Below are 3,583 nucleotides of genomic sequence, written 5' to 3' on the forward strand. Positions count from 1 at the left end.
AAATAACTTGAAATTATTTTAAATAGGATGCATATGTTAGAGGTCTTTCTAAATGTTACCGGTGGGTGCAATTTAAATTGCAGATACTGCTATGAAAAGGATAGGATGACAGAAAAACAGCATCCATTGAGTGTTTGTAATTATACAATAAACGACGTTCTGAAATTATTAGAAAAACTCTCAGAATATAAAGATTCTATCTATGTTTATTTTTATGGTGGAGAACCGACCTTAAAGCCTAAACTGCTGGATGAGTGGAGCTCAAAAATAAAAGAAAAATACCCAGGTGTATATCAGGTTTTACATACAAATGGTTTGCTTTTAGATACGTTGCCAAAATCCTTCTTTGACAATATTGAGGTTATTCTTCTTTCAGTAAACATGGAATCAAAGATTGCATATGGATCTAGGGATTTCTATGTGGCAACTGTGCGAAAAAACATAGAATGGATAAGAAATATCATAGAAATCCCAGTAATCCTTCGCCTCACATATACCTCAGATAGCCATTTCCTTGAGACGTGTTTCCTGTTTGAGGATATTTCAGATGCAATATATTGGCAAATCAATAGCATTCAGGATAATGACATCGAGCAAACCATGCTTAATTATTATACCGACATTTCCATGCTGATGAACAAGTGGTTTAGTCAATTACAGAAACCCACTAATCTTCAATATATTCCTTTCGATTATGCATTTCTCGTCACATCAAATACTTCTGAATTTAAGGAAGATACAGCTCCGTGTGGCTTTGGGCGATCCATATTATTTGTTGATTTGGATGGAGCAATATACGCTTGTCCCGAAATGGTGCATTACGCAGAAGAAAAAATTGGACATATAAAAACTGGATTTGATTTGAAACCAACAAATGACATGTTTATTGAGATACTGGAGGAGTGTAGTAATTGCATAGCAAAGACTTATTGCCGAACGAGGTGCCCTAATATGCATCTTAAATCATCTATTGATACTCAAAAACATATTTGCACAGTAACAAGGAATATACTCGAGGATTTCCTTAGATATAAAGAGAAATTAGATGATTCTGTCAAGAAACGTTATCTCAGCCGTATCAGAGCCCCTCAGATACGTCGCTTTATGGGTACTGTGGAATGCGTTCCTTAAGACTTCGACAAAAATAGAACTGCTATAGGTACTTTCGCCGAATGTCCTGGAACCTCTATCTCTACTATGGCATCACTTGAACTGCAGACAGAGTCATATCCTAAATTTTTCCTAGGGAGATCAAGTGGAATCAATGGAACTCTTGCTTTATTAGGTACATAATAGACGAGGAAACCACAATTTCCATCAGGGCCAATGTATTTACTTATTTGTTCCAAATTCTTCTTAATTTGTTTTTGATATCGCCAGACTTTACATTCTATAACTACAAACTTTTTATTACTACAGGGAACCAGAATATCTGCAATTCCGCCTCCATGATGCGCTTCCGTTAAGGTTAAAGGTTTGTAACCTGCCAGGACAGCAACAATTAAATTTTTAAAATCTTCTTCCAGAGAAACTTTCCTAATATTCTCATAAATCATTGATGACAAATGTGCAAAAGCATTTAGAAGAGACATGCCTTTGTCACAATTTGGAAATAGATGTTCACCTAATCCAAAACATACAGGTTTAGAGTCAGGCCCAACAGGATTGCCCAAAAGCAAACTTTCATCTGCGACGGCAGCTCTTAGTCCTAATAACTGTCTTAAGAATTTTTCCATTGTTGTCGAAGGATATAGTGACATGTCCTGGAGAGAAACCCAATTTTGTTCGAGACCTTCAAGATGAATGGTCCTTATAATTTCTGCTAATTCATTCAAATTACCTAAAGGTCTTGGTGGTCTCCTCCTATTTATTGACCAGGCAATCGAAAATGCTACGCTATCAGCTCTAGATAATCCTTCCAAAATGTCCAATATTCTTGATCCATCACGTTTATAAATCGATACCAATTCTTTGTAAATAGCAGTAGACAATCCTAGATTTTTCAATAATGTATGATAGGAAACAACTTTTTGAGCACTATCATGGTAGTACATCTTATGAGGTGTGGCATTAATTATAAAAATATCGGGATATATGAAAGCTGCGAGTTCCTCTTTAGTACCGCCTATTTCGTCTATCAAACACCTAGATTTAGGTGGTTTCCCTCCGCCTAACTTAGAAATTTTACCGCTGCAATAATCAAGTTGGGTGCCAAGCGGGCTTCGTCCAGTAAATTCCGCAATCTCTATAGCTTTACTTGTTATCTCATCGGTGGTATTAAAATCATGAGTAAGGTACGTATATTTCAAGAAAATATCATCAAATGTGATGGGGAGGGACGAAAAAAGGTTATTATAAACTTTTGTCAATGCAGCAAAATTAATGCTTATATCATCATAGAAACCATCTTGTCCAAAATAGCTATTTTTTGGCTCGATTCCTAAGCTAATCCATAATATTTCTTTATCAAAGATTTTTTTAGAGAGTAGTTCATGATAAATCAGAATGGGAATTCCATCTTGAATTGAATGAGTTTCCCATTCACCCATAGCACCTTTTTTTAGTTCTAATTGTTCTTTAATATTTTCTGACCATTGGCTGATAAAAGATGCCTTTTCACCTTTCCCATCATCCAAAATAAATATTTGTTCGGAATACCATGGATTTAAAAGCTTGAAATCTCTTTTAGGCATACAATAATCCTCCCCATTTCATTTTCTGTTGAACAGATGTATACAAATTGAATAAATTATTTGGTATTATTTTTGAATCTTGAAGACGGATAACTGCCATTTCGAATAAATCAATGAGTTCTTTTCTTTTATTAATGGGAGTGCAACTTTTCATAAAATTAGCAATTCTTTTATCAATTTGGCTATCTCGCATAGGAAACTCGTAAAGAAGCCATTTTGCTGTGGGCGGAAATGATTTATTTGCAATAAAAAAGAGCCTTAATACTTGTAGGAGTGCAAAATCATAATATATCATCGCACCGAGAGGACCGGCTCTCTTAACTAAGAAATCATCTGAAGGCAATTCATATGGCGTTCCATAATTGATTATGTCCTTTAATTGGATCCCATGCCATGCGAGATCCAAGAGTATGTTGGTGGTTAAGTATTGCAATTCTTTCTTCTTTGGCGCGACATGCATTCGTAGGCTTCTTTCAGTTATTTTTTTATCTCGACTATATAATAATATTGCTGACGAAAATGTTTCTCTCATCCACATTGGCCACGCGCTGGTATTACTATAATAATCCATATTAATGAGCAATCTATCGATATCATAACCCTCAAAAAGGCTTTCTCCTTGTGGGACTGGCAACGTCTTTCCAATAAAGATGATTCCTAAATCAATATCTGAAATTTTATCTGCGTACATTCTAGCAAGGCTACCTAAACCCACGACAGCAATTATTCTGTGATTTGATTTTATAGTCTCAATGTATTTTAATGCTATTTCTTTATGTTTTTCTAGCATTTTTTCTACTTCAGATTGGGGTAGTTGCACGGGTTTGGGACATTGAGGAATATTTTCCATCGCTATGATCCATCACACCTAAAATAATTTCAAGTTATTT

Annotated in this window: 3 protein-coding genes; 1 reads left to right on the forward strand and 2 read right to left on the reverse strand. The window is 35.2% G+C overall.

Annotated elements, in window-relative coordinates; all coding sequences use genetic code 11:
• Nucleotides 1–33 precede the first annotated feature (33 nt).
• Nucleotides 34–1,131, forward strand: coding sequence for a radical SAM/SPASM domain-containing protein (locus CL181_RS00550; RefSeq protein ID WP_176504985.1), 1,098 nt, complete (start codon nt 34–36; stop codon nt 1,129–1,131).
• On the opposite strand, the gene CL181_RS00555 is transcribed toward CL181_RS00550, so the two are convergent.
• Entirely contained in the window at nt 1,128–2,693 is a 1,566-nt protein-coding gene (locus CL181_RS00555; protein ID WP_097297304.1) for a hypothetical protein, read from the reverse strand. The two genes, CL181_RS00550 and CL181_RS00555, sit on opposite strands and share 4 nt — an antisense overlap.
• Complete coding sequence (locus tag CL181_RS00560; RefSeq protein ID WP_097297305.1) at nt 2,686–3,543, reverse strand: nucleotidyltransferase domain-containing protein; 858 nt, start codon at nt 3,541–3,543, stop codon at nt 2,686–2,688. Before CL181_RS00560 ends, CL181_RS00555 begins: the two co-directional genes overlap by 8 nt.
• Between the last annotated feature and the right edge of the window lie 40 nt (nt 3,544–3,583).

It is taken from the genome of Candidatus Methanoperedens sp. BLZ2, assembly GCF_002487355.1.
Lineage (GTDB): Archaea > Halobacteriota > Methanosarcinia > Methanosarcinales > Methanoperedenaceae > Methanoperedens.

What these genes read in the sequence shown, in the direction of transcription:
- CL181_RS00555 (WP_097297304.1), bottom strand. Translation starts at nt 2,693, where the DNA reads ATGCCTAAAAGAGATTTCAAGCTTTTAAATCCATGGTATTCCGAACAA.
- CL181_RS00560 (WP_097297305.1), bottom strand. Translation starts at nt 3,543, where the DNA reads ATGGAAAATATTCCTCAATGTCCCAAACCCGTGCAACTACCCCAATCT.
- CL181_RS00550 (WP_176504985.1), top strand. Translation starts at nt 34, where the DNA reads ATGTTAGAGGTCTTTCTAAATGTTACCGGTGGGTGCAATTTAAATTGC.